The sequence below is a fragment of the Pseudoalteromonas luteoviolacea S2607 genome (assembly GCF_001625575.1).
GTDB classification, from domain to species: domain Bacteria; phylum Pseudomonadota; class Gammaproteobacteria; order Enterobacterales; family Alteromonadaceae; genus Pseudoalteromonas; species Pseudoalteromonas luteoviolacea_E.
Genome location: NZ_AUXV01000003.1, coordinates 341,902 through 366,264 on the forward strand (window position 1 = coordinate 341,902; position 24,363 = coordinate 366,264).

Here is a 24,363-nt window from a genome sequence, read left to right on the forward strand (position 1 = left end):
CGCAGCGCTATTGCGGATCTGTGCTTTTTAACTCAGCCATAATCCAATCTCGAAAAGCCTTGATTTTTGGCCACTCAAAATGTCGTTCAGGGGCAACTAAGTAATACCGGTACTCGCACTGCCAAGCAAACTCAGGATGAACTTCTAACTGACCTAAGGCCAAAGACTGCGCTACTAAGCGCCGACGAACAAGTGAAAACCCCTGCCCAGCAACAGTTGCCTGTAAGACAAGTGCGGCATTATCAATTTTGAGATTGCTCGAAGCATGGCCGCTAAGCCCTAATTGATCACAAAGCTCAAACCAAGCTAATTCGTTATCTCGCCCTTCATCATAAATAAAATTATGCTTGGACAGTTGAGCTCGAAGAGGCTTGTGAGGGTCAATTAGCCCTGGCTGATAAGCAATAACAAGCTCATCATCCGCAATCAACTCGCTTTTTAAACCACTGTATTCTCCCAAGCCAAAGCGGATCCCTATATCGATGTCATCTTCATCAAATTCTGCTAGTTGCTCAGTTGGGTCAATGCGTAGCTGATAGTCTGGTAAAGAATCATTAAAGCTCGCGAGCTTAGGAAGCAACCAACAAGAGGCAAAAGACGGCAAGACAGAGAGGTTTATTGTGCTTGGATTTGGATCTGCTTTTAGCGCCGATAGGCCCATTTCAACTTGTCCAAACGCTTTGTGCAAATAGGGAAGTAAACACTGCCCTTGCTGAGTTAATACGACCTTTCTCGTTTGCCGTTCAAACAGCGTACACCCAAGTTGTTGCTCCAATATTCTTATTTGCTGACTCACTGCCGCTTGAGTCACAAACAACGCTTCGGCGGCTTGCTTAAAGCTGCCTAACTGCGCCGCTGTTTTAAAATACCAAAGCCCTTTTAGTGGAGGAGATTTCATGACACTTACACTTAATTAAAACTTAACTATAAGTCAGATTTTCTCGTTTGTCAGTTTTGTGCAAGCGCACAATACTTAGCGGTGAATACAGACACACAAGGACTATTTATCATGAAATACGCAATTATTATGGCACTTTCGTTTGTTGCATTTGATTCGCTGGCTGCGCAGGTACAAACAGAAAGAGTGTTTACTAATGCAGGGTACCCCTATAAAAACTTAATTATGAAAGCTGAGCGAGTTGAGTTGATTTATTCAGAAGATGAGGATAAAACAAGCTGCCGAGTTAAGGTTTACAAATCCGGTAATCTTCATGAAAGTGCGCCTGTGAAGGTATCCTCTAAAGCATTTTCCAGTGATCCTGTACAAAGCTGTTTGGCGAGACAAAATGCTAAACAGATATTAAGCCAACTGTGAATTTTATCGCCCTGAATTTTCGGCGATGTATCAACCAAAAGCTTTTAAATACCAATCAATATTTAAAAGCTTTGACCTTTTTGATTCACATAACCCTATTAAGCAACGTTATCGACTTTTTGTAATCAAAGCCAATGGAGTTTAGCTTGATGCCGTGGTTAATAAACGAAGTGAATATTTGATTTAGGTTGGAATAAAAGTTGTTAAATGTAGAACGAATTTGAGCGTTGTCTAGCATAAGTAAAATGCTGACTACTCTAGTAGGAACAACAGTTTTTTAAGTTCAATTTACCTTGATCAGAAGACATAAAAAAGTGCACAAATGCCCAGCTTTACCAAGATATCGGCTTACATGAGCGCCATTTCGTTTCTGCCTCTATCGATTTATGCGATTCTATAACGTGACCTTACAAAAACTCATTACGAGAAACATGCTTGAAAGATGAAGCTTTACCAACTTGCATTGAGACATCTAGAAACTCAAAATACTCCACAAGCCCTTCATTTAAACAACGTGGTGAGAAGCCAATAACATCGAGACGCTGCATTTTTCCTAAATTAAGTATAATCATAAATATCGAAGTAACATTAAACTCAAACGAAAAACACTTGATAGTTGATCTAAGTGGGTATTGAAACGTAGCTAAAGAATAGCTACAAGATAATTAATTACCCATTATAAACCTTTAATCACCAGGAAATTAATATATTGCACCCACCATTAACTTTTGTTACTTTTATAGGGTTAGAATAATAACTGAAAATAAAGGAGATATAAATGAAAGTTAAGTTGAACAAAAAGCCATTAAAGCAACTATCAAAAAATAAAGTAGCATTATCGGCAGAGGCAACACCTCAAGTAGCTGGTGGTAGTTACAAAAACCAGACTATTGTGGGTGCTTCATGTCAAACTTGCCCTATTATAGTTTAGTCATAGGGATATGGATTAAGGCTAAGTAGCTGTTACTTGGCCTTTTAAATATAGCTTTAATAAGCTTATCTTTTAAGTCTCATTTTTATTCCCAATATGAGCCTTTGTAGCCACAATTCATTTAGGGCTGAGCACGTTATCGTGGCCCCCAATACAATTAAGCGGCCTTTATCGTCCGTAATGATTTCGCCTAAATGGGTAACTTCTTTACCAAATATAATCAATTCTGGGAATGTGGTGTTATAGCCAATTAGGTGCACTGTCTTTATCAAAAACTGCACTGGCATGCGTACCTGAAACCGTGGCGGGCCCGGATCTATGATCAGCTCACGACGATTTGGCGCCTTACTATTGCGCCAAGGCACCCCAAGGTTTGCGTAACTATTGTCATCACCAGACAGTGAATTGCCTTGCAACTCGTTAAACTCATACCAAGCCGCTTTTTTGTTGGCAACATGCCACAGTTCACGTAATGGCTTACACATGATCGCTATCGAGTGTCAGCTTATTGTTGTATTCATCGAGGATCTTAAATGGCTGGCTTTGCCTACGGTTCCGCCCTTCAGCATCTTTAAACAAGTTAACAGGGGCGTCCTTTCTTTGCAGTTTTTATCAGCCACAAATAGGTAAGCCACCAATTTGATCTGTCTCTAGGTAAAACTGACCAAAGCTGTTCCCATTAAGACAACATCAGTGGAAAGATAAGACGAATAGTTCATTATCATATCCTTTAGTCAAATTAACAACTACACGCATTTGTCCTTTTTTACATATCAAATTTCTTTGGTCTTAGGGAGATTGTGCAACTGCATAGGTCATAACCGCTGGGACTTAGCCTCACGATTTAAAAACATGGCGTATGCGCTTTGCATATTTGGGTAACTGCCGTTTAAAACACGCTTAACATTAGCGTAATCCAATGAGCTACATGGCTCTTTTTGTTCCTGTAGCATTAGCGCTTTAAGGCTTTGTTTTCCAGAACTAGTAGACATTAAAAAGTGTACAAAAGCCCAACTGCTTCTATACAGAAGAACAGGATCTGAAGTTTGCCATGTGTCCTCCGCACCAATAAGTTGGCTTGGTCTAAGCACTTGACCTTTGATGTATCCGCTCTTTGTAATGTGATTATTCGGTGTAACTTTACCCACCTGCATTGATATCTCTACCGTTTCAAAGTATTCAGCAAGCCCTTCATTTAACCAGCGTGGTGAAAAACCAATCACCGCTTGATTGATTGCATGTACAGCCTCATGGATTGCGGTCTGCATTGTGGCTTCATATGATGTTTGCTCGACAAAAGCGGTATTCTTAGTTCCAAAATACACACCAGCAGTGCCGCTTGGTGCTCCGCCATAGGCTTTAACCGTCCGCTCATAGAGCCTACGGGAGGGAAGAATTTGAATCCTGAGTGTGACTTTTCGCATAGCTTTGAGACCCACAATGCTGGTATAGCCTCTAAAAATGGCGTTCAATTTGGCGCTCAAGGTATTTTTAAATTGAGTAGATATAGTCTGGCCGCTGATTTCAAGATCAAAATAATCCAATACTCGGCTACTGCGGGGCTGATACGTTTTAGCATCGCGGGATGGTTTTTGGTCCGAGTAATTTATAACCCCATTACTGTCGACCCAAGTGTAAATCCCCTGCTCCACACGGTATTTTACACTCTCACCGCTGTGAGGCTGGCATCGACCAAAACGTCGCAGAACATCTTGATGGTCAGCATCGGTTCGATGCTTAGGTTGAGAAGCCTGCCGTTTCGTCGGACCCGCGTGCCCTGTAGTGTATGACGACCCGACGCGGCTACTGTGCTCTGATGACGTATCCGATTCTTGGGATAAAGAAGGCTGCACCTCGGCTACCCAAAACTGCCGTCCATCAAAAAAGAGATATAACAACGCCGAAAATACAACCAAACACGCCTTAAAGATAGGCCCTGTCCATGTGTTCCCACTGTTTTTCATTCCTTTACTTTTATTCCTTTATTTATTTTTGTGTAGTCCCTAACACCCAATTAAGTCTTGTTAAAAGTTATTTCTGCATGCAGCGACACTTTAAGCTGCGAACTCTATCACCGTTAGCACGATTAAAACACGACCTAGCGCAATATTTCTCCAATATGCTTTTTATGCCAAATGGTGCAAGCCATTAAGGTAAGCAGCCCGCTTGTATAGGTAATATACAACGGCAGTGAAGTTGCAGCATCCTCTGCATACATAAATACACTCGACAATACCCACGCCGTAATCGCCCCAACAATCAGCCAAATAGCAGCTGATAACAGCTTAAACCTAGGCGCACTCACATACGCAGTGAATACCACACATGCCGCAGCCACAGCACCAATTATGGGCTTTTTCCAAAGGCCAAGTGTCTCGGCAAATAGCCCCGCAGCGGTCGCAGACACCACAAACACAAATACCACAATCAAAATTGAAATTAAAAAGCCAAGTGCCTGATTCATATAAAGTCCCACGATAAAATACTGATTTTAATCATTTAAATTCGACACTCGCCCAATCAAAAGCGGATATCCATTAGTTAATATAGTCAACAACCGATACTGATCTGAAATTAAGATGTTTTTCTTGATGCTGCCTAGACTCCATTACTACTGACAAATACGGCGCTAACAGCATTTTTTCATCAGAGGACAACACGAATTCCAGCTTAAACTTGCGTTTACTGCCAACAGGTACAGTGAAAAAATCATAGTTTCTGAAGTTATTGATTCGATATCGCTTTTCACCTATATAAAACGCAACGGCCACCGCATGACTGTCTTTGTGATCAATTGCATAGCTGTCTGAGTCAATTCTAAATTCATTGTCTTTGGGCAGTAGGTTAATCGCATAAAATGAGCAGGTGAGACTCTTACCGCGCTTTTCACACGTCTCCTGCTTTACTTCAAACCCCGCATAATTTTGAAATGTGCGCACCGGGCCACTGTATTCATCACTTAACATCGAAAGCGAAAACCAAGGATCTTTTAGAAACATACCAGCGGTAAAAAACGCAATGCACACACTTACTGTGAAGATTGATTTAAACACCCGCTTGAAAGTGCTTTCTGCTGATTTTTCATAACGGTAATATAAATAACCCACCAGAGTTGTGCTAAGTAAAACGATCGGTAAAAACCTGATCACACTACTACCAGAATAAAGCACATACGCTTTGAGTGTTTCGACAATATCTGTCGCATACGCGCCAATAATGATACTGATTGTAAAAACGCTCAGTGCCATGAGCTTTTTAAATGAAAATAAGGCCGCTTTTTTAATTTGACTATGTTGTTGCGGTGCTGACTCTTCCATAGGTTTCCTTCCTAAGTGTAACGCCCTATTTAGACCTGCTAAGTTGAATTGGGACAGTAAATTTACATTTCAATTACATTTAGTGCAAGTAGGTTGATGGATTTATACCATAGCCATTCTTTAAAGAATGGTAAAAATCAGTGGACAAGAACCTGGTTCACAATAGCCAAAAGCGCTAAGATACAATAGCTTTCATAGACATAAGAATAAAAACAACAGGACTTGGCCATGCAGCAAATTGGCATTTATGAACAACTTATAACGCAAGTTGTTGAGCAAAATTTAAATCGAGAACAGTTTTATATTGGTGAGCGCCCGCTTGAGGCGGCTGAGGCTTCAATTTGGCTTTCTCGATTTTTGTCCAAACTCATTTCTCATGCTATTGATGCCGTACCAAGCTCAGACGACAATCGCATTGCCAAGCAAATTGAGCTGGCTAACAAACTTGTTTTTTGGTTAAAAGATCACATCAAAGACGATCAACTTATTGATGAAAACCTTATCGATTCCCAAGGTCGTATTCTGACTGCGCTCTTTGATAAGCAAAATCCTATTTCTAGCGATCTGCCAACATATAGCAAAGACATCTTTCCTCAAACTGGTCTGAGTCAAAGTGAGCTGTTCTCCGGAGCTAATGCAGGCATTTCGCTCGAAAGCGAATTGAAACGAGAGATTCTCTCTAGCGATACAATATATTGGCTGGTGTCTTTTGTACGTTGGACTGGCTTACGTATATTCAAAGACGAGCTCAAAAAATTTGTGCAGAGTGGAAAAAAGCTTAAAGTCATAACGACGTCATACATGGGAGCGACTGAGCAACGAGCCGTCGACTTCTTAGCCAGCTTGCCAAACACCCAAGTAAAAGTAAGTTACAACAATGATAGTCAACGCCTACATGCCAAATCCTATTTGTTTTTGCGAGATAACGGTTTTCACACCGGCTATATTGGCTCGTCCAACCTGTCAAAAGCCGCATTATCTAACGGCTTAGAATGGAACTTAAAGGTCACTAATCAAGAAATCCCACACATTATTCAAAAAGCACTAAGCACCTTTGAAACCTACTGGGAGTCTGACGACTTTGAGTTATATACAGGTGATCTGGAGTGTCAAAATAGATTGGGGCAAGCGCTTGATACGGCAAAAGATAAGTCGACGGATAGCAATCACTTTTATCTCGATATTCAACCAAAATCACATCAAAAAGCCATGCTTGAAAAGCTCAATGCAGAGCGAAGCGTGCACGGTCGATATAAAAATTTAGTCGTTGCAGCCACTGGCACTGGTAAAACCTTGATCTCCGCGTTCGACTTTACGCAATTTTCAAAACAAAACCCACAAGCCAAATTACTCTTTGTAGCCCATCGACAAGAGATACTAAAACAAGCGCGCTCTGCATATCGCGCTGTACTCAAAAACAACCAATTTGGTGAGCTATGGGTTGGACAGCATAAGCCAAGTAACTTCAATCATCTGTTTGCATCCATTCAAACGCTTAATAATCAATTAGAAACGCTTAACCTCACTGCCGACTTTTATGATTACATTGTCATTGATGAAGTACATCATATCGCAGCCAACAGCTACCGAGGCGTGATTAATCATTTTGCCCCCAGCATCTTACTCGGTTTAACTGCAACACCCGAAAGGCAAGACGGCGGAAATATTCTAAGTGATTTTGATAATGTCATCGCCGCAGAACTACGATTACCTGAAGCAATCAATAATCGCTATTTGATCCCATTTCAATACTTTGCCATTGATGATGATACAGATCTCAGCCGTGTTTCTTGGCAACGTGGCCGCTACGATATTGGTGCGCTTACACACGTATTCACACAAAACGATCATCGCGCCTTAAAAATCATGCAAGCATTGGCAGAAATCGTCGCGAACGTACACACCATCAAGGCGTTGGCATTTTGTGTTAGTAAGCAACATGCCATATTTATGGCCGAGCAATTTAACTTAAAAGGTATTAGCAGTGATGTACTAACCAGTGACAATGCCAATGACAGACACAATAAACAGCAAGCCCTCAGACAAGGCGATATTCAAATATTGTGTGTAGTAGATATTTTTAACGAAGGTGTCGATATTCCAGAAGTCGACACCCTACTATTTTTACGCCCAACAGAAAGCTTAACTTTGTTTTTGCAACAGCTTGGTCGTGGCTTGCGCCTAACTCAAGACAAAGAATGCTGCACCGTCTTAGACTTTGTGGGCAATGCACGACCAGAATATGACTTTGCCAGTAAGTTTCGAGCCCTTGTCGGTAAAACAAATACTTCAATCAACCAAGAGATTGAAAGCGGGTTTGCACATCTGCCTTTAGGGTGTCGCATTGAGTTACAAAAACAAAGTAAAGAGGTTATTCTTAAAAATATTAAATGTGCTATTAACAACAAACGTCGACTACAAGCGCTGCTCAACCGCTATCATCAAGACACCAACCTACCGCTCACTCTTACAAACTTCTTACAGGTTAACCCAAGCGTGACCTTGGAGGATGTTTATAAGCTCTCTCAGGGTAAATTAGGGGGGTGGCATTGGCTAACCAATCAAAACACCGCAATAACAGAGTTTGACCAAGTTCAAATACAAGCTTATTATCGCGCCATCAATACCCAGTTAATAACATGCAACTCGCTCAGTTACTTGCAGTTTTTACAGTCTTTATGTAACCATGATTTTGATTTAACTGAGCTTAAAAACATCCCAAACAGCGCCGTATTTGCTTTAATGACGCACTACAACTTTTGGGAAAAATCCGCAAAACAAACAGGACATAAAGACATTACCACCAGCTTAAAAGCGCTTGCCAATAAGCAACTACAAACTGAGCTCAGCGACGTGCTCAACATCTTAATTAATCGTATTCATCACCAAGAGCAATCACTGTCGGGCTTACCAAATACAGCCTTACAGCTACATAGCCGCTATTCTCGTGAGCAAATACTCGCAGCAATTGGCGCAAGCACCTTTGAGAAAAAATCACCAGCACGTGAAGGCGTGTTAGAGCTTAAAAGCCACAATATCGAGCTGTTGTTTGTAACCCTCACTAAATGCGAGAAAACCTATTCCCCAACCACACTATACAAAGACTTTGCCATCAGCCCCACCCGCTTTCATTGGCAGTCACAAAACAGCGCAAGACCAGAACGAGGAAAAGGACTAAGCTACCTCACTCATCACAAAACAGGCAAACGTATATTCTTATTTGTACGAGAACAAAACAAAGACGAAAACGGCCGTACTATGGGCTTCGTTAATTTTGGCGAGGTGCAATATGTAACGCATATAGGCAGTCAGCCAATGGATATTACGTGGGACTTGCTTCACCCCATGCCAAGTGAGTTATGGCATGAGGCTGGGAAGTTAGCGGTTGGTTAAGTTAACATAGAAAAGTTACCTAAGGTTCTAGTTGTCTGTTTCATCGCGTGCAAACGCAAAGCAGTACCGTAGAATTCAGTGAAGTAAATTCAAAGTAGCGCTTATAGGCAGACCGAAAGGAGCTATAAGTAGGCAACTGGCAAAAAAGCCCACATACGTGGGCTTTGCGACATAACATCTAATTGCCAGATTAGATTAGTTACATGAAATGGTGTTACCGTCTTTGTTGTAACATTGCTGGCTTTGGCCGATTTGCCAAACGCAATTATAGGCCACGTTGTCTTCCATACAGTGGGTGTATGTACCGTACATGCCGTTGCCTGGATTAAACGACACTTTCCACTCGTAATATGACCAAGGCGTGGTTGAGCGGTTGTCCAACCAGCGGTAAAACACCGATGATGAAACTATATCGTACAAGGCATGGGGCTTTTGATTTTCTTTATAACTACGCCAGCCATTTTTAAAGCCGGTGTGCGAACCGTCCATTTCTACTACGGCATCAGCGGCATCAAAATATGGATTATCAAAGTTACTGCGCTTATCCACTTTTGACAGCAAGCCTTGGTAGTCATCTACCCAAGTTGTGCCTTCGCATTTATCTAGTAAGAACATGCCCTTGTCATTGCCTTGACCGCACGAACCTTGTGGTGCACTGTCGCCAGTCCAAATGTAGTCGCCGTTTTTGCCGCCTTCAATTTTGGCATCATACCCCGTTGAAAGCGCGATGATCACATCGTTTCCTTTACCCCCTTCTTGATCGGAGAACTCGCCGTTGGTCACGAGAATGTCGTCACCGTCATTACCCCATGCTTTGTGCCAACGCTTGTTGTTTGAATTGCCGTCGCCATCTTCAAACAACGCATCATCGCCGTCGCCACCATGCAAGCGGTCTTCACGGCCTTCGTTACCCGCTAGGTAGTCGTCGCCGTCATCGCCATATAAAGTATCACTCCCTCTACCACCGCTTAGCACGTCATGACCATGGCCGCCGTAGAGTTTATCTGCGCCATCTTTGCTGTGGTCACAGTGCGGTGCATCGTAAATGTCGCCGCCATTGGCATTCTCAAGTACACACCCGCCGCCAATGTAGTCGTTGTCATTGCCACCATAGAGTCTGTCTTCACCTTGACCACCCATGATGAGGTCACCGCCGTTGTCACCTAAAATCGTGTCATTGTTATACGAACCCAGTAATTTGTCATGACCACTGCCACCACGAATGGAGTCGTTGCCGTAGCCGCCATCGACTTCGTCATTACCATTATCACCTAAAATGGTGTCGTTGCCGCTGTTACCAAAAATCGTATCGTTATTATTTCCACCGCGAATATAATCGTTTTGACGACCTGTGGTAATGTGATCGTTACCATCGCCGCCATAAACTTTTTGAATGACGTTCACATCTTTGCCGTTGTAAGTATCGTTACCACTGTTAAGTACGGCATAAATATCATCAATTTGGCTCAAATAAAAACTATCGCAGCTGCTGCTGTTGCCAACTCTTCTGGTTACTTTTAGGTTGTCACCAGACACGCTCAACGTAAATTTCTCGCTGCTGTTTGTACCATTGATTTTAAGGGTGTCGCCATCAATGTAAGCCGATGCACCATCGCTTAGGCCACCGCACCCCGCCATTGCATAATTAGACAGCCCAAGAGCTAAAGCCGCGCAGAGTGCACTTTTATTAAATATCATTTTTATATCCTCAAAGTGATTGATAAAAAGGCACTTTTACTCCTTCATATGCCCGTCTTTGAGGAGACTAGAAAGCAAATAAGTAAGAAAAGTGGAGAGGCTTTGCGCGCAAGAGAGGTTGGCACCATCGGTATGCATTTTGGCGTCATAGGCCTATTTCCAACCCTAAAATACGCAATTTAATAATTCTGATTTTGCGAAAACAGCTTTGCATTTTGCAAATTGCGAACTAAATCTTCATTTCTAGACCTTTGCAAAATGCAAATGTCGTGACAAAAAGATTATCAAACTATCTAAAATGTGATTGTTAGCGTCTGTTTTTATTAGCGAATAAATATCAAGCTGCCAAAAAGAGATGATTTGGAGTCAATCTTGCACTAACTAGTAAAATCAATTCAAACGCGTGGTTATCTATGACGGAACAAGTTACAGACAAAACAGTTTCTCTACTTGAAAAAAAGCTCAAGCGAGCATTGGCAGGTAAAGCGCTCGCAGAGAACTTACTCGAATCAAAATCACGTAGCTTGTACAAGTCTAACGACGAGCTGTCTAGTGCAATCGAGTCGTTAAAAAGCCAGGAGGCACAGTTGATACAACAGGAAAAGATGGCGTCGCTTGGTCAGCTATCTGCAGGCATTGCCCATGAGCTCAATACCCCCGCAGGATACGCACGGTCCAACATTGAAACGTTAAAAATGTACCTAGTCACGCTACTGGCTTATCAAAAAGATTTGGAAAGTATGGTGTCTGATGAACAGGCAATGCTTGATTTAAAATCCAGCTATGACGTAGCGATAATACAAGAAGACATTCCAGCTTTGATGGATGAGTCTATCTGTGGTTTAAACAAAATTGCATCTATAGTCTCAGAACTCAGAAATTACACCCATGTCGATAACGAAGAAATGGAGCTTGAAGATTTAAACCTAGTATTAGACCAAGCTATCAATCTGGCACACAGTAGCTTTAAACATCATGCCATTTTAGACACAAACCTGAGCCAGCTACCAAAGCTCATGTGCAACCCTAATAGGCTCTGCCAAGTTTTTGTGAACTTACTGGTCAATGCAGGTCAGGCAACCGACAAAAACGGAAAAATCGTCATAACAAGCACATACGATGACAGTTATATTTACTGCACTGTTGAAGACAATGGTAGCGGTATTTCTACAGCCAATATGCGTAATATTTTTGATCCCTTCTTTACAACGAAACCCGTCGGTAAAGGAACGGGGCTCGGGCTCTCTATCTCGTATAAAATCATAGAACAACACAACGGCCATATTACAGTAGAAAGCGAGGAAGGGTGCGGTACGACCTTCACTATTACATTACCTAGAACACAGGAGTAATTGAGATGAAGGGACATATCTTTATGCTGTTAGAAGAATTCGTCTCTGAAGTAGCTGGAGATGAGCTTTTATATGATGCTTTAGAGCAATGTTCGTTTGACTCTAGTCAGGGTTTTGTTCGAACAGAAAACTACCCAGACGAGCAGCTAGTTGAACTCGTGGGCATTGTTGTAGGTAAAATGGGCATACCGCTTTCACAGGCACATTTTGGTTTTGGTAGGTGGCTTTACCCCAAACTTTCTACTTTATTGCCAGCGCAGTTTACCCAATATCCACACCCAGCATATGTACTAAAACAACTGGACACGTTGCATAATGTCGAGTTAAAAAAGCTCTATCCTGATGCACAGCCACCCGCCTTTGAGTATTGTTCGACATCCGCCTATACCGCGCAGCTGATTTATACCTCACCAAGAAAGCTATTTGATCTAGTAAAAGGTGTGCTTGCAGGCATGAGTCATTTTTACCAAGTAGGTATTGAAGTCAATATGCAGACTGGCTGGCGAGGTAACGACAATTGCGCTTGCTTTACCCTAATATACACTCAAAGCTGTGAAGTATAGTTAGGTAGGTATGCACTAAATAATTAATTCTCTTTTTGATATCTCTGATACAACGATTTTACAGGGTAAGATATAAATAAAACACAGCTAATCGTTGCATAGAGGCTTATCAAAAACCTAAAGTTCACAGAGGTTATGACGTTGACATCATAATAACCTCGTGAAATCAATTGAACCATGTACAACGTAATAGGGATTAACCCAAGGTAATAGGCACCTCGTGTTACGGCTGAAAACGAACACCCTCTCATCATATGTAATGCATACAGCGACATATACAACAGAATGAAAAAGAAAATCTTACTCAAGTAAAACAACTTTCTGCGAAGCAGATAGTCTGTCTCAAGTGATATAACGAGCCCCGTAATTATCGTATCGATATAGTTAAACAGTGTGTATACAAGCAGTGTGAAACACCAAGATATAAAATCATGCTCGCGTTTACCCTTTAGTTTATATCCGCGATTAAAAAACACACGAACACCGGTTTCTTTGACTCTGAATACGATATAAACAGCGGACAAGATTAAAACAACATCAACGGCTATGTAGGCAACATTTGCATAAAACTCAACTACGGACTGCACTAAATACCTACCAAGAAGCAATACTTACCTTAAGATGTATCTCTTAGGGTTCATTTTTAATTATTGCCCAATTTTAACTAAAAAAGGTAATTAACACACCATCAACTAAAAATAATTTTAATTTCAAATTACAATAAACTCACGCCTGCATGAATTCCATTTCATGCGCAGTCGTCTATTTTTTATTAGGACGCAGCAACCAGCAGCCCTCTAACGCCGGGGCAACACCTTTAATTTTTTCTCCTGAATCAATAGAATCAAGGTGCTCGATACTGTAAGTCGACTTGTAGTACTCAGCGATTGTATCGTTGTCTATCGAAAATGGGGGGCCTGATATCAATTTCTGATCGTAGCTATACCCCACAAGTAACTGCGGTGCACTTTGAGAAAGCGCTATCAATTTGCTGCTGTATTGACCTAGCATAGATGCTGGCATCGCAATAAATGCAGCTCTGTCATATACCGCATCAATATTGTGAATGTGCGCGTCGGTTAAGTTAAAATAGTCGCCAACGTAAACTGTTAAATTGGTACTTTTATAAACATCATATCCATCAAGGCTTTCCACCAAAGGCTCTATTTGTAACTCTTCAAAAAGCTCAATGACTGCTTCTGGGCTCAGTTCCGCTCCAGTCACTTTATACCCTTTATGCAGTAGCCAAGCGATGTCTTTCGTTTTGCCACACAGCGGAACAAAAACATGAGAACCCACCTCTAAATTCAGTGCATCAATATGTTTTTCAAGTAATTTATTAACTTTCCCTTCATGAAACGCTATTTCACGAGTTTGCCACTTTTCGAACCAAAAAGACGCTTTCATAATTTCACCTTTGACTAAAAATACACGGGCAGCTTACTACTTAAAGCTGACTTTAAGTCAAGCTTAAATCACATTATTTATACGCTTAACAATGCTGAGTTTATGTGCCAAGGTAAATAGCATATGACACACATTTAGAGCAGGTATGCAATATGCTAGACATTGGGCAAGTTACAAAAATGACTGGAATTAACGCTTCAGCTTTGCGCTACTATGAATCTAAAGGGTTAATTCAACCAGCAGGCAGAAATGGCATTCGCCGTTACTACTCAAACGATATTATCGAACAATTATCAATTATAGCGCTCGGACAACTAGCGGGGTTTTCACTGGATGAAATAGCCTCAATCTTCACCGACGAAGGCGTAAACATTAGTAGAGAACGGTTATTAACAAAGTCTCAAGAAATAGAAACTAAAATCAAGCAACTTCAAGCAGTACAGAGTGGCTTGCAAAAGGCGGCGAATTGCCCGCACTCAAATCATTTAGATTGTAAAAACTTTAGAAGATTAATGAAATTAGCGATTAGTAGTAACAGTTAATAAAAAGATTTCATTGATAAAATTAAAATTTGTGTTAAGTTTATTACGTAAGTTTAAATAAGGATATGAATATGAAATTAAAGATAAATAAAAAGTCAATTAAGTCTCTTTCTGTTCAGAGTAAACAACTGCCTATTTTTCAGACTCCAAACGTCGGCGGCGGTGTTCCAGCATTTCCAGCTACACGCATCGATCAAGGTTGCCCTTGGTTTACACATGTTCAAGCGCGAACTTGCCCAAATCCTTATTAACTTCAAATATATATGATTTAACTCCCTGGAATGAGTGCCCCAAATCGCTGGTGGTATGGGGCACTTGTTTTCACTCTAATTTATCACAATCAAAGTCTATAACTATTCTCTAGGATATTTTATAAATCACTAGTTAATTTTGCTTAGTTAAATAAGCCACATCCTTGTGGCTCAGCTTGCTTGGAAGAATATAAAAGCTTTAGTCGCTTTATTTTTGAGCAAGCTTAGTTTTTAAATATGCAAAGAAAATGAATTTATCAATTATTTTATTAACTCTAATATAAAATAAGTCTGTGTTTATTATCGTATTTATTCTGGTTAATTTGTACTCGTCAATTTATTAAAAGCTGCACAACTTTTGTGCTTTTTCATCATCCAATAGCAACTCGGTACAAAGAAAAAAGACAGCACAGTTGTCAATACCGTTCCTCCTGCAATTGCAATTGCAAAGGGTGGCCAAAAGCTTCCACCAGCCAAGATTAAAGGTAAGAATCCGCCAACGGTCGTAATGGTTGTTGAAGTAATATGTCTTGCACAAGTCATTACAGCTGTCACAATCTCATCAGTCGTGGTGGCGTTATTAGCGCGTAATTCAGATAAAATCACGATAGCAGCGTTTATCGCAAGCCCCATAAGTCCAAGCAAACCAATGATTACGGTAAAACCAAAAGGGTGCCCTGCAATATAAACGCTTAATATACCAAGCATTGCTGATTGAAAAGCGGTAATCAAAATCAAGCCAGTCGTTGTAAATGAATTGAATGTTAGAACTAATACAGTAATAAGCAGCACAAAAATGACCCCAACCTTGCCGAGCAAACTCCCTACCGCTTGATCTCGTTGTTGTGACTCCCCTCCTATTTCCAAACGATAACCTACTGGTAATGAGAGTTTTGACTGTTCGAGTTGCTGTTGGATGTCTTTGAGTACTTTAGCTGGCAAAACATCTGTACGTAGAAAAGCCTCAACAACGTTCAGGCGTTCGCCGTTTCGACGGTGTATCGTGCTCTGTTCTGGTACTATCCTGCTGGTTGCAAAAGCAGACAGTAACAACGGCTGACTTCCCATCACCTCTACATCTGCTAAGCCATCTAAATCAGCACGATAATGATCACCAAATCTGACTCTAACAGGAACCGTCTCTGTCCCTTCTAGGATACTTGCTACGCCAACGCCCTGAGATTGCGCTTGTAGTTGGGCAGCTACTCTTTGCGCCTGAGCCCCTGCATGAGTTAACTGGGATTCTAATGCAAGCACTTCTACTTTCGCAGCGCCTGATTGCAACGTCGTTCGGGTGTGTGTTACATCTTGATGCGCGATCACAGTTTGTTTTACCTGCTGCCCTATCTCCGCCAATTTATCAAGTTCAGGGCCAAAAATTCGAATTTCAATAGGTGCATTGAATGGCGGCCCCTGTTCCAATTTCCTGACTAATGTTTGTGCCTCAGGAAACGCTCTGTCCAGCTCGTATTGCAAGGTTTTAATCAGCTCATTGGCGCGCTCAAAGTTCGTTACCTTAACCATTGCTTGCGCGTAGTTTCGAGCACCTTTGTCGCGTTGTAATAAGTTGTAGTAAAAAATAGGAATGTTGCGCCCCACCATCCAATCAAGCCTTTCAATACCCTCGTGCTTGAGAATGTGTTTGTCCATTTTCTCAACTAAAGTTTTGGTCGCTTGAATACTAACGTTATCTGACAGACGAACCTCAATATGGAACATATCTCTGTCAGCCGGTGGGAAAAACTGTTCGGTTAGCTGACCTGCTGAAATAAAGCCTAATACAGGTAAAATCATCACCAAAGTTATCGTCATTAGCGGCTTTTTTAAAGAGCGCTTTAAAACTCTTTCAAACCATAAACTCAATTTTGCAATAGAAAGCCCTTGGGCTACTAATCCGTTGTCTTTTCTTCCCTCGACCAAAACATACTTTCCCGCAAACACCGCTATCAAAGTATGTGAAATCAAATAAGAGCCTATTAATGCAAAAATAACACTCAGGGCAATTCCTCCCACAAACTCACCAGACGGGCCGGGCATTAATACTATTGGCATGAATGCTAAAATAGTGGTTAAGGTCGAGCTAAGTAACGGCATCCAAAAGTGATTAACGGCTTTTGTGACTGCCTGTAACGCACTCATACCTTGCTGACGAAACCTTTGCACCGCATCGGTAATCACAATGGCGTTATCGACCATAATTCCCAGCGCAACCACAAGCCCTGTAACAGATATTTGATGGATTGGTAATCCATAAATATTCATACACGCCAACGTAAACATGACGGTAAGCGGCAGCGCCAAGCCGACAATCAGTGCCGCACGCAGCCCCAAGGTCAAAAATAAAACGGCCAGTATGAGTCCAAAACCAACTAGTATATTGTTGAGTAGCCCACCCAACCGCTCCTCTGTATATCCTTTTTGGTCAAACAAGCTATGCAGTTGAATGTTATTAGGCAAGGTTTGTTTAAACTGCGTGAGCACCTTGTCAATGTCATTCGAAAACTTATCTATACGCACATCTGGCAGCATTCTGATACCTAAATATGCGCCAGGCATACCATCTATCCATGCTATCTCAGGTTGAGGGTCCGCTAAAGTGCGCTCTATCGTCGCAATATCGTGTAGCAGGACTTGACCAAAGTTCGCGTCACTTTGAATTGGAATCGCTGAAATCCGCTGAATTGATGTAAACTCACCACTCAGTTCAACTTGCATTTGAATTTGTTGGTTGCTCAACATGCCAGCTGCGACTTTCGCATCAGCATTTTTTACGGCTTGTGCGACTTGCTCAAAAGAAAGCCCCGCCAGTTTTAGCTTTGCGGGGTCAAGTGTTATTCTGATTTCCTCGTCCGCGACACCAAATAAATGGACGACTTCAACGCCACTGTGGTTTCGCAGGCGGTTACGTAGCTCTTTAGTATAGCGATTCACAGCCACTTGTTTGGCCTGCTGCAGTGAAAGCGCGCTGCTATTGTCTGGCTCGATAGTTAAGGCCACTATTTTGGTGTACGCATAACCTCTGTCATCTTCTAAAAGTGGTGCAGAAGCTTCCTGCGGTAACTCAATCTGCACATCATCTAATAAATCTCGTAGCCTTGACCACACAGGCAAGCTATTGGTGACATCATCACCTAGCTCAATACTGAGTACTGAAATTCCAGAGCGGGACATTGCTACAAGGGTTTTAATTTCTGACTGTTGCTTTAATTTTTGCTCTATCTTTTCTGTAACTTGTGCCTCAACACGCGCAGCAGATGCGCCGGGTAAATATGTGGTCACAAAAGCAAAGCGATTATTAATGCGTGGATCTTCAGTTCTCGGCAGGCTGTTCAATGCAGCAAACCCAGATACCAACAACAACGCCACAAGCAGCGCTTGAAATCTAGCATTGTTAAGCAAATATGAGATCATCTTTGCTCACCTCGGGTTGCCACCGATTGTACAATATCGACTTTTATATTTGCTGCTACTTTATGGGTACCATTTGCTAAAATAGACACGCCACTTTGCAAATCACCATCAATATACGCATATTGGCCATCACTATGTAACAGCTCGACTGCGGTTGGCTTGAGATGCCCAGATACAATTTGATAAACCTGCCAAGTTCCGCGAGTACCATTGGTTAACGCACTCATTGGGATCCAATAACCCGCTTTGTCTTGCCTTTTAGAAATGGTCATTAATGCCATTTGACCTGAGTAAACTTGTGCTTCATGTGGTAGTGAAAATCGCAATTGCAGTGTTCTCGAAACAGGATCTAAATTAGTCCCGCCGGAACGTTTAATGGCGTTATAAACACGGCCTCCTATGTTTACTGGCATAATTTCTTGAATATTGGCTAGTAAGCCCTGTGGTACGCCGATTCTGACTTCGGAGTTTCCTTGCTCCAAAACTCGAATAGCGATTTGACTCGGCCCCACTATTTCTCCTACCGAGATCTCCCTTGAAGCCACCACGCCGTCAAATGGCGCCTTTAATTGGGCTTTATCCAAACGTACATCCATCCCTTTAAGTTTGACCTTTAAAACTTGCTGCTCAGCCTTTAAAACCGCGATTTGAGATCTATTTTGATCTAGCTGCTGCTGTGCCGAATAGTTAGATTTACTCAATTTAAGTAACCTTTCACTATCTTGCTCCGCCAAGGTCAGCTGTGCTCTAACTTTGTCTAAATTAGCCAGCAACTCCAGCTTTTCTATTTCAAGTAACTGAGTGTCTTGTTTTGCCAACACTTGACCACGTTTGATAGTGTCGCCCTGATCAACATAAAACGAAGCAATAACCCCATTAAATTCAAAGCCAATTTCCGCCTCTTGGCGTTTAACTACTTGCCCGGTTACCTGTCTTGTTTGAAAAAAGCCTTTGGCCTGTTGTAGGCTGTATGCAGCCACAGGCAATCCCTTACTTTGGGTATCACCGCTCCCATCTGCCAGCACCCACATTGAGTTAACTAGTAGTATCAAACTCAAAAACACTTTCATACAATTTCCTTGCGATCTTCTTTACCCTTTATACTTCTGTAACCAGCCAAAAGTTTGTATTTGGCCCTATCTCACCTTTTGCAACTTTCCAAATAGGGTATTTACATGAATAAAGTGGACTAATTTTCTCAGCCCACTCCTTATCTAGACGTAACTTAAGCCTAGAATAAATACCCTAGTTTTTATTGTAACTCCGTGTAATTTATATACTACAAATATCTATAAATAAGACTTAAAATTATTTCACTTTTCAATCTGACTACTCGAATGTTCCGTGCATGAACGATTTGATGTCGCTTCAAGTGCCCACCTCCAGTTGACCATTTTTAGTGATTTACTCAGCATTTTTAAGTGTAATTTGTTTGGATAGGAATAGTAGCTCCCGTCATGCTTTTGTGCCGCAGCAACACCTTCGCCACATGCGATTTTACTTATCACACGTGCGTACAAGGTCGGCAAAAAGTTACTTACTTGCCTATCTATATCTAACAAGCAACTAGCATGTGATACTTCAATTTGCTGCTGCTCAATGATTGGCCCCGCATCGATCTCCGTGTTTTCTATCCAGTGCGCTGATATTCCGTATTTTTGTTCGTTATACAAATAACTAAACATGATAGGAAATAAGCCCCGGCAACTCGGTAAATATGCGGGGTGAAAGTTCACAATCCCTTTACTCGGTGCCGCGATCACTTCCGAATGTAGTATCTGGTCAAAGTAGTAAATCGTCAGTAAGTCGATTTCTTTACTTTTAAGCAGTTCTACAACCTCATTTGCATTGATATCTTTTACATGAATATGGCTAATTCCAAGCTCGTTACAGCGCTGTTTAATACTCGGCAATACTTGCACACCAAATAACTTAAGTAGCGGTCTAAGCACATTTAAGAACACCATTTTCACAAATAGGTATTCAGTAAATCTATAACCACGACGAAGCATGTTTTGGTACGCTTGCCTTAAAAAGCCACCATTTCTCGGCGAATAAGGATCACTTGTGATCACCAGAGAAATCGTGTCTTTATGGTTTTCAATCACCTGTAAAACAGCCGGCTGAGTTGCCATATTTTCGATATTGCACAGCGCTAGACGCATTACACCATCTCCAACTTTTCACCACTAAAATACTGGTTTAAAGGGGCATACATCGCCTGCTTTGCCGGTGGATGAAAATTAAATGCATGCACAATCTGAGCAATAGTGCCAAAGTAACCTTCATTAATGTAATTTATGCCTCCGACTAAACTTAATGTGCTCTGCGTGACTTGTGCGAGTACATCCTGTAGCTGATAACGTACCGCCAAAATCTGCGCTAACGTATCCTGAGTTTGATTATCCATCTCCCCAGCAACCGCCTTAAGCGATAGTGCACTCGCTTCTAACTTGATGTACGCACGTGCTTTGTCATCCCCTTTCAAACGATCCTCCTCACAAGCACGAGCGACCAAGCCGTAAACCATACCAAGATATGATGCGCAGGTGATCAACTCAAACCACACAAAGCCTGCAATATGTGATTGGTAGGCTGACTTCTCATCTACGTTGACTATCATTGAATGCGGCACAAATACATTATCGAGTATGACAGCTTCACTTTGGCTCGCCTGTAGAAAGGGAGCTTGCCAAAACTTTTCAACAGAAATTCCTTCAGTGGCCTTATGGATCATAGCCACTGCGAAATAGGGTAATCCTTGCTTAGGTTCCACCTGAACACTGGCCGTTAACAAGTCCATGCAATATGCCAAGCTACACGGCTTTTTCACACCAGATATAAGGTAACCTTTGTCTACTTCTTTGGCCTTGATTTGGCTTTTCAAAATACTCTTAGAAATTTGACCTTCACTAAACGCAGAAGAAACCAACAAGCTAGAGCGAGAAATTCCCTCCAGCATCAATGATTCCAAACCATTGCCAATTTTGGCCATTTCTTGCAAAGTCGCGATTGAAAACTGATGCATCCCAGCTGCAATGGCAAGTGATGGCGACGCACCACCTATTGCCAGCTGCAATAGCACGCCCTCCCACGCTGTTAGTCCATTGCCGCCATACTTTTCTTTAACAAGCGTCGCAATGCCTCCAGATTTACGAAACACTTCAATGGCGTCACTTTGCTTCCCTTCCAAAACGTGAAAAGGCGTTTCTTGCAAGTAATCAGCTAACACGGGCAAAGTATCTTGTAACAACTGTTGCGCTTGCTTATAAATGCTCATGCCACCGCCCTGTCAGTTGCTGCAAAAAGCTCACTTAACATTTGCTCTACATTCTGTTTTATCGCTGACTCAGCAATGGGCTCTAAAATATCTGCGAGTGTCGGGATCCCCATGCAAAAGCGCGCATCAAAAGACACCTTAGATTCAGATTCATTAATCGCCTCAATCGTCCAACGCCCCTCAAACACATCTGCATCGCCTTCTGTTTGGGTAAAATCTATGGTCAGTTTTTTTACATCAAAAATATCTCGCTCAGTCCAAGACATCTTGCCATCATGAAAATGTACAAGCCAAGCTGACTCAGATTCATTTGGTGAAATTTCTTTTACATCAACAGAAATAACCGCTTGGCAATGGCTTTCAAACGATTTGAAGTCCGCGATTTTATCAAAAGCGACTTGCGCAGAAGCTGCAACGATTTGTGTGTAAGTAACTTGTCTCATGGTATTTCCTTAAATTTTTTCTAGTGCGTTTGCAAATGCATCATATAAATGGGCCAACTGTTGTTCAGATAAGAATGCACATGGCGTTAGCCTAACTGTTGATGCATTGCTAAGAGAATGGCTAGTTAGAACGTGCTGGCTCAGCAGAGATAATGTCAACTGACCAGCTCTAGATGGTGTTTGAACATCGATCCCGATAAGTAGCCCTTCTGCGCGAATGCAGATCTGCTCTTGGTGAGATTGGTTGTACGTGGTGGCAATTTGATTTAACCGAGCTGCAATTCGCTCTCCCAGCACTTTAGCACGTGCCGAGACTTGATCATTTAAAAGTACATCAATGGTGGCTTCAGCCGCAGCGAGGGCAATGGGCGACCCACCAAATGTGCTAGAGTGAAGCATAAAGTCTTGATTTAGAGGCGCAAAGGCAGCTTCGGTAGCAACAACAGCTGCACATGGTACTACACCACCACTTAGGCCTTTCCCCACCAACATGACATCTGGTGTTATGCCGAACTTGTCAATCGCCCACATCGAGCCTGTTCGGGCTAATCCTGATTGGATCTCATCGCAAATAAATATCCCTTTCGATTGCGTGCAAAGAGACTTGGCTTTATGCAAAAATTCATAATCGAGTGTGTAAACACCCCCTTCGCCTTGCACGGGCTCCGCGATGAAAGCCACTTTGCCACCACATTTTTTAAAAGCGGCCTCAAGTGCACTTAAATTATCTCTTTCAACAAATTCAACATTGCTAAAGAGCGGCATAAATGGGGCTCTAAACTCATCTCGATGCGTTACAGACAGAGCACCTAAAGACTTACCATGGTAACTGCCGGTCACCGCAATGATATGTTCGCAGCCGTTTGCTCTAGCCAACTTCAATGCAAGCTCCGTTGACTCAGCCCCTGAATTGGTAAAAAAGGCATACTCTAGCGTTTTTGGGCAAATATCCACGAGCTTTTTGCTTGCACTGGCAAGTACAGGATTAACCAAAGTGCGCGAGCTCATAGGCATTCGATCAACTTGTGCCTTCACAGCCGCCACAACTTTGGGGTGGCAGTGGCCTAATATGAAGACCCCAAAACCACCAAAATCTAAGTAGGCTTGACCGTTTTCGTCAATAATCTCAGCACCTTTTGCACTTTGCTCAATTGGCAAGTTCATTAAGCTAGAAAGCCTAGCCTTAGACCGGTTGCTATGTGCTTTAAGTAATTCTAACGTTTCTGCTCTCACGTTAACTCTCTCCATCAAGCGCCGCAATTAATGGGTGTTGATGGTCATATGCGACCAGGTTTTTCGCTAAAGTATGACGAATATCATAATGGTAACTTTCACCTGCGACTTCAGCCAAAGTGGTAATATCTGATTGGAAGCCTTCTGACATATCTAGGTATTTAAGATAAATAGAAGTTTCCTCAAACATGCGTTTGAAACGTTTGGGTAACGCCGGCATAAAAACGGGCTTTACAAGTCGTTCAAAGGTCGTTGGACTCATTAATTTGGGGGCTTTAAAACCTATTTGATAAAGCGATTTCAATTCTTCGTCTTCGCCTAATGTTAATAAGTCACCAAGCGTTTTTGCCAGCCCTCCTGCTGTTAACCAAAACTCGCCTTTTAGGTTCTTATCTACGACAGTTAAGATACATTTTGCGACAATATCACGCGGAATTACATCCACAAGCGTATTGGCGTCTCCTGGTACAATTGGTATTACTTCTTTCGTTGCCAGTTTTAGCATATTGTGGATCCCTTGCTTTTTAGGCATCAATCCAGCGACACTATCACCGATTATCACCGAAGGGCGGATCACCGTTACGTTGTCACTCAGACACGCTTCGGCTTCGCGTTTACTTTGCTCATAATTGTTAAAATCATGGCCGTTACGCCCCTTCACAAATGCGGTACTGATATGAATTAAAGGCACATTGAGTTGCTCAGATAAATTAATGGCATGCTTTAAACCTGCTACATTAATCTCCGCAAGTACTTGAGGGTCAGCGGTAAAATCTGTCAGTGCAGCACTGTGAACAATACACTGAATATTCTTTAACTCTTCAATTTGACCTGTGCTTAATCCAAACTTTTCTTTACGAATATCGCCTTGAATTTGACGACTTACTCCAACTGGTAACTCTTTGAAAGATCGTTGATTAACTAGAATAACAATCTCATCATTGGGTGATAAAAGCTCTATCATTGAGAGCCCCACGACTCCAGTCGCGCCAGTCAATAAAAATTTACGAGACATAATTACTCCTTAATCATTAGACGTATAAGTGTCACTTAAAATACCAAAAGTACCTTATACAGGTAATAATGATAATGATTTTCAATTTGATATCAAACAAATAATTTACTAAATTTTAACCTTCGTAATTCGTTTAAGATCAATGCGGAAAATTGTGTATAAGCTTTTGCTTTAACGTTGTAATAACAAAAAGTGCAAATTTTATGTATGAG

Annotated in this window: 23 protein-coding genes; 7 read left to right on the forward strand and 16 right to left on the reverse strand. The window is 41.8% G+C overall.

The features are described 5' to 3' along the window. Positions 1 to 7 precede the first annotated feature (7 nt). Positions 8 to 898 (reverse strand): LysR substrate-binding domain-containing protein, encoded by an 891-nt coding sequence (locus N480_RS03680; RefSeq protein ID WP_063371165.1) that lies wholly within the window; start codon positions 896 to 898, stop codon positions 8 to 10. Positions 899 to 1,009: 111 nt separating this feature from the next. Here N480_RS03680 and N480_RS03685 point away from each other — a divergent pair, with 111 nt between their 5' ends. Beyond that, complete coding sequence (locus N480_RS03685) at positions 1,010 to 1,315, forward strand: hypothetical protein (RefSeq protein ID WP_063371166.1); 306 nt, start codon at positions 1,010 to 1,012, stop codon at positions 1,313 to 1,315. 407 nt (positions 1,316 to 1,722) lie between these two features. Here N480_RS03685 and N480_RS25205 read toward each other — a convergent pair whose 3' ends face one another. Further along, positions 1,723 to 1,863, reverse strand: coding sequence for a hypothetical protein (locus tag N480_RS25205; RefSeq protein ID WP_155732750.1), 141 nt, complete (start codon positions 1,861 to 1,863; stop codon positions 1,723 to 1,725). A 230-nt stretch (positions 1,864 to 2,093) separates the two neighbouring features. Here N480_RS25205 and N480_RS25210 point away from each other — a divergent pair, with 230 nt between their 5' ends. Continuing rightward, complete coding sequence (locus tag N480_RS25210; protein ID WP_155732751.1) at positions 2,094 to 2,246, forward strand: hypothetical protein; 153 nt, start codon at positions 2,094 to 2,096, stop codon at positions 2,244 to 2,246. A gap of 65 nt (positions 2,247 to 2,311) precedes the next feature. Here the strand turns inward: N480_RS25210 and N480_RS03690 are convergent, their stop codons facing one another. The 4 genes from N480_RS03690 to N480_RS03705 all read right to left on the reverse strand — a co-directional run bounded on the left by N480_RS03690 (position 2,312) and on the right by N480_RS03705 (position 5,563). Continuing rightward, positions 2,312 to 2,731, reverse strand: a complete 420-nt coding sequence (locus N480_RS03690) for a LodA/GoxA family CTQ-dependent oxidase (protein WP_063371167.1) — start codon at positions 2,729 to 2,731, stop codon at positions 2,312 to 2,314. A gap of 330 nt (positions 2,732 to 3,061) precedes the next feature. Further along, complete coding sequence (locus tag N480_RS03695) at positions 3,062 to 4,210, reverse strand: DUF1570 domain-containing protein (RefSeq protein ID WP_063371168.1); 1,149 nt, start codon at positions 4,208 to 4,210, stop codon at positions 3,062 to 3,064. Positions 4,211 to 4,344: 134 nt separating this feature from the next. After that, positions 4,345 to 4,710 carry a hypothetical protein gene (locus N480_RS03700; protein WP_063371169.1) on the reverse strand — a complete coding sequence of 122 codons (366 nt, stop codon included), beginning with the start codon at positions 4,708 to 4,710 and terminating at the stop codon, positions 4,345 to 4,347. Positions 4,711 to 4,783: 73 nt separating this feature from the next. After that, a complete protein-coding gene (locus N480_RS03705) occupies positions 4,784 to 5,563 on the reverse strand; it encodes a hypothetical protein (RefSeq protein WP_063371170.1) in 780 nt (259 codons plus the stop codon). A gap of 228 nt (positions 5,564 to 5,791) precedes the next feature. Between N480_RS03705 and N480_RS03710 the strand changes: the two genes are divergently transcribed. Then, complete coding sequence (locus N480_RS03710) at positions 5,792 to 8,956, forward strand: DUF3427 domain-containing protein (protein ID WP_063371171.1); 3,165 nt, start codon at positions 5,792 to 5,794, stop codon at positions 8,954 to 8,956. A 195-nt stretch (positions 8,957 to 9,151) separates the two neighbouring features. On the opposite strand, the gene N480_RS03715 is transcribed toward N480_RS03710, so the two are convergent. Beyond that, positions 9,152 to 10,654 carry a calcium-binding protein gene (locus N480_RS03715; protein WP_063371172.1) on the reverse strand — a complete coding sequence of 501 codons (1,503 nt, stop codon included), beginning with the start codon at positions 10,652 to 10,654 and terminating at the stop codon, positions 9,152 to 9,154. 413 nt (positions 10,655 to 11,067) lie between these two features. On the opposite strand from N480_RS03715, the gene N480_RS03720 reads away from it, so the two are divergent. Beyond that, positions 11,068 to 12,006 carry a sensor histidine kinase gene (locus tag N480_RS03720; RefSeq protein ID WP_081231726.1) on the forward strand — a complete coding sequence of 313 codons (939 nt, stop codon included), beginning with the start codon at positions 11,068 to 11,070 and terminating at the stop codon, positions 12,004 to 12,006. Positions 12,007 to 12,011: 5 nt separating this feature from the next. Further along, the gene (locus tag N480_RS03725) at positions 12,012 to 12,569 is read left to right on the forward strand and encodes a heme NO-binding domain-containing protein (RefSeq protein WP_063371173.1); all 558 of its coding nucleotides are present in this window, start codon (positions 12,012 to 12,014) and stop codon (positions 12,567 to 12,569) included. A gap of 23 nt (positions 12,570 to 12,592) precedes the next feature. On the opposite strand, the gene N480_RS03730 is transcribed toward N480_RS03725, so the two are convergent. Further along, the gene (locus N480_RS03730) at positions 12,593 to 13,156 is read right to left on the reverse strand and encodes a hypothetical protein (RefSeq protein WP_063371174.1); all 564 of its coding nucleotides are present in this window, start codon (positions 13,154 to 13,156) and stop codon (positions 12,593 to 12,595) included. A gap of 175 nt (positions 13,157 to 13,331) precedes the next feature. After that, on the reverse strand, positions 13,332 to 13,976 hold the full coding sequence (tmpT, locus tag N480_RS03735; protein WP_063371175.1) for a thiopurine S-methyltransferase: 645 nt from the start codon (positions 13,974 to 13,976) through the stop codon (positions 13,332 to 13,334). A 152-nt stretch (positions 13,977 to 14,128) separates the two neighbouring features. Between tmpT and N480_RS03740 the strand changes: the two genes are divergently transcribed. Together N480_RS03740 and N480_RS03745 are read left to right on the forward strand one after the other, a co-directional pair. Further along, positions 14,129 to 14,518 (forward strand): helix-turn-helix domain-containing protein, encoded by a 390-nt coding sequence (locus tag N480_RS03740; protein ID WP_063371176.1) that lies wholly within the window; start codon positions 14,129 to 14,131, stop codon positions 14,516 to 14,518. 71 nt (positions 14,519 to 14,589) lie between these two features. After that, positions 14,590 to 14,769, forward strand: coding sequence for a hypothetical protein (locus tag N480_RS03745; RefSeq protein WP_063371177.1), 180 nt, complete (start codon positions 14,590 to 14,592; stop codon positions 14,767 to 14,769). A 318-nt stretch (positions 14,770 to 15,087) separates the two neighbouring features. On the opposite strand, the gene N480_RS03750 is transcribed toward N480_RS03745, so the two are convergent. The 7 genes from N480_RS03750 to N480_RS03780 form a co-directional block, all read right to left on the reverse strand. After that, on the reverse strand, positions 15,088 to 18,180 hold the full coding sequence (locus N480_RS03750) for an efflux RND transporter permease subunit (protein ID WP_063371178.1): 3,093 nt from the start codon (positions 18,178 to 18,180) through the stop codon (positions 15,088 to 15,090). Continuing rightward, positions 18,177 to 19,250: an efflux RND transporter periplasmic adaptor subunit gene (locus N480_RS03755; protein WP_063371179.1), complete on the reverse strand. Its 1,074-nt coding sequence runs from the start codon at positions 19,248 to 19,250 to the stop codon at positions 18,177 to 18,179. The genes N480_RS03750 and N480_RS03755 overlap by 4 nt, the downstream gene beginning before the upstream one ends. A gap of 243 nt (positions 19,251 to 19,493) precedes the next feature. Then, positions 19,494 to 20,345, reverse strand: a complete 852-nt coding sequence (locus tag N480_RS03760) for a formyltransferase family protein (protein WP_063371180.1) — start codon at positions 20,343 to 20,345, stop codon at positions 19,494 to 19,496. Next, complete coding sequence (locus N480_RS03765) at positions 20,345 to 21,460, reverse strand: acyl-CoA dehydrogenase family protein (protein WP_063371181.1); 1,116 nt, start codon at positions 21,458 to 21,460, stop codon at positions 20,345 to 20,347. The genes N480_RS03760 and N480_RS03765 overlap by 1 nt, the downstream gene beginning before the upstream one ends. Next, on the reverse strand, positions 21,457 to 21,903 hold the full coding sequence (locus N480_RS03770; RefSeq protein ID WP_063371182.1) for a type II toxin-antitoxin system RatA family toxin: 447 nt from the start codon (positions 21,901 to 21,903) through the stop codon (positions 21,457 to 21,459). The genes N480_RS03765 and N480_RS03770 overlap by 4 nt, the downstream gene beginning before the upstream one ends. A gap of 9 nt (positions 21,904 to 21,912) precedes the next feature. After that, the gene (locus N480_RS03775; protein WP_196761442.1) at positions 21,913 to 23,136 is read right to left on the reverse strand and encodes an aspartate aminotransferase family protein; all 1,224 of its coding nucleotides are present in this window, start codon (positions 23,134 to 23,136) and stop codon (positions 21,913 to 21,915) included. A gap of 1 nt (position 23,137) precedes the next feature. Next, positions 23,138 to 24,151 (reverse strand): SDR family oxidoreductase, encoded by a 1,014-nt coding sequence (locus N480_RS03780; RefSeq protein ID WP_063371184.1) that lies wholly within the window; start codon positions 24,149 to 24,151, stop codon positions 23,138 to 23,140. Positions 24,152 to 24,363 lie beyond the last annotated feature (212 nt).